The 3,056-nt window shown below is 53.7% G+C and carries 1 protein-coding gene; it reads right to left on the reverse strand.

Annotation, left to right across the window (positions count from 1 at the left end):
- Nucleotides 1–2,449, reverse strand: a 2,449-nt coding sequence (gene ppdK / locus RMSM_RS14040) for a pyruvate, phosphate dikinase (protein ID WP_008697120.1), incomplete at its 3' end; no start/stop codon positions are given.
- Nucleotides 2,450–3,056 lie beyond the last annotated feature (607 nt).

The raw sequence follows: 3,056 nt of genomic DNA on the forward strand, positions 1-3,056 counted from the left end.
AGGTGTCCAGCGATTGGAACGGGTCAACCTCGAGGATTTCTTGGTGGATGTAATCGGGCAAGAACGTGTTCACATCGTCACGGCTGTAACCAAACGTCATTTGCGTCAAGTCGTTCGTGCCGAAGCTGAAGAAGTCCGCGTGAGCCGCAATGTCGTTTGCAGTCAAGCAAGCACGTGGAATTTCGATCATGGTACCGATCGAGATATCCAAGGTGCCGTTGAACTTCTTGGACGTCTTGGTTTCTTCGATGGTTTGTTCAACCTTGCCACGAAGCAGTTCCAATTCGTTTGCCGTTCCAACAAGCGGGATCATGATCTCAGGATGCGCCTTGATCTTCTTGCCCGCACAGTTGATCGCCGCTTCGACGATCGCACGAACTTGCATTTCAAGGATTTCCGGATAGGTCACGCTCAAGCGGCAACCACGGTGACCGAGCATCGGGTTGGACTCGTGCAGCGCTTGGCCACGTTTGGAAATTTCGTTAGCCGAAACACCCAATTCTTTGGCCACGATCTTTTGGCTCGCGCTTTCGTGAGGCAAGAATTCGTGCAAGGGTGGGTCTAGCAAACGGATGGTGACGGGCAGCCCGTTCATCGCCTTGAAGATGCCTTCGAAATCTTTGCGTTGGAAAGGCAGCAATTTCTTGAGCGCCGCACGACGATCTTTTTCGTCTTGAGCCAAGATCATCGAACGCATGTGAATGATCCGCTCGGGGTCAAAGAACATGTGCTCCGTACGGCAAAGCCCAATTCCTTCGGCACCGAAGTCGCGAGCTCGCTTGCTGTCCGCTGGCGAATCGGCGTTGGTGCGGATGGCCAAGGTGCGGTACTCGTCAGCCCACTTCATCAATTTGGCAAAGTCGCCCGAAAGTTTCGGTTCTTGTGTTTCCACTTCGCCCGACATGACTTCGCCAGTGGTTCCGTCGAGACTGATGACGTCTTTGACACCAAAGGTACGTCCGGCAACTTTGATCTTCTTGCCTTTTTCGTTGATCTCGACTTCGCCGGCACCGGCAACACAGCATTTGCCCCAACCACGAGCGACGACCGCCGCGTGGCTGGTCATACCGCCGGTGCTGGTCAAGATACCCGCGGCGGCGTTCATGCCGTCGACGTCTTCGGGGCTGGTTTCTTTACGAACCAAGATCACTTTTTCGCCCGCGTCGGCTCGTTCACGTGCTTCTTCGGCACTGAACGCCAACTTACCAACTGCGGCACCGGGGGAAGCCGGCAAGCCACGAGTCAAAACATCCGCTGCGTTACGCGCGGTTGGTTTGAAGCTAGGCAGCAACAATTGAGTCAAGTCGTTCGCAGGAACACGCAACACAGCGGTCTTTTGATCGATCAATTTTTCCTTGACCATGTCGCAAGCAATCTTGACCGCTGCGACTCCGGTGCGTTTGCCGGTTCGGGTTTGCAGCATGTACAACGTGCCACGTTCGATCGTGAACTCGATGTCCTGCATTTCGGCGTAGTGATCTTCGAGCGTCTTTTTGATCGCCAGCAATTCTTTGTGAACCTTTCGGTTCCACTTGGGCATTTCCGCAACCGGCTGAGGCGTGCGGATACCGGCAACAACGTCTTCGCCTTGTGCGTTGATCAGGAACTCGCCGAAGAACTTGTTTTCGCCGGTGTTGGGGTTACGCGTGAATGCAACGCCCGTTCCCGAGTCATCGCCCATGTTGCCGTAAACCATCGATTGCACGTTGACCGCGGTGCCTAGCAAGCCACGGATGCCTTCGATTTCACGGTAACGAACGGCGCGGGATGTGTTCCACGAGCCAAACACAGCCATGATCGAAAGTTCAAGCTGCTTGATCGGGTCTTGCGGGAATTCTTCGCCCGTCGACTTCTTGTAAACCGCTTTGTAGGCTTCGCAAAGTTGCTTCAAACCTTCTGCGGGAACTTCGGTGTCTTCGCTGACTTTGTACTTCTTCTTGATGTCGTCAAACGCTTTTTCAAATTGATGATGGTCCATGCCCATCACCACGTCACCGAACATATTGATCAAACGACGATAAGCGTCGTAGGCAAATCGTTCGTTCTTGGTTGCTTTGGCGAGACCTTCAGTGGCCGCGTCGTTCAAACCAAGGTTCAGAATCGTGTTCATCATTCCGGGCATACTAACGGCTGCACCCGAACGAACGCTGACGAGCAGTGGGTTCGAATCGTCACCGAACTTTTTGCCCAGTTCTTTTTCGAGCGTTTTGACAGCGGTGTTGACTTCGTCCATCAAGCCCTTGGGCATCTTTTCGCCGGACTTGTAGTATGCGTCGCACACAGCGGTGGTGATCGTGAATCCGGGAGGAACGGGAAGACCGATCGCGGTCATCTCAGCAAGGTTCAAACCTTTGCCACCCAAGATTGCTTTGGTTGAGCCACGGCCTTCGGTTTTTGTCTTACCGAAGTAGTAAACCATCTTGTCAGCTGAGCCAGCTTTCTTTGCCATAGTTAGTCTCTGAAGGAACCGTCGTGGTTTGTGAGTAAGAGATTAGAAACGGATTAATTGGGGAGCCCGAAACATCTGTGAGCGGTCCCAAGCGACAAGGCATTGGCGGCTCTAAACCACGAAAACAACGCCTTTTACGGGGAAACTTTATTTCCCAATTGACTTAAGGTCAATGAGTGCTAGCGAATTTGAAGCTAATCACTGGGATGAGTTGGTTGATTTCGCCAAGATTGCCGTTTGCGCAATACGGCCCCGATTTAGTGAATTTGGCGGCAAACTCTGCCGCAGCTCGATCGTGGCAGCCGATGCCTAAGCAGCTAGCCACGAGTCTTTTCGCATGTGAGCCGCTCTGGCGCTAGCCACGGTTCCGACTTTTCGTATGTTAGCCGCTTTGGCGCTAGCCACGGTTCCGATATCCAACCGGGGCTAGCGGCGTGTTGTTTTTTTGAGCCGCTTGCGCGTCAGCGGCCGGGTTCCACTACCCGGTGCCTTACGAGAGCGTCCGGCTTAGGCCAGAGGCCGATACATCCTCTGCCGTGGCCGTAAGGCCACGGGATGTAGCGAATGAGCTGCCAAGGCCGGAGGCCGACACAATGACTGAGTAAAT

The organism is Rhodopirellula maiorica SM1 (genome assembly GCF_000346295.1).
GTDB lineage: Bacteria > Planctomycetota > Planctomycetia > Pirellulales > Pirellulaceae > Novipirellula > Novipirellula maiorica.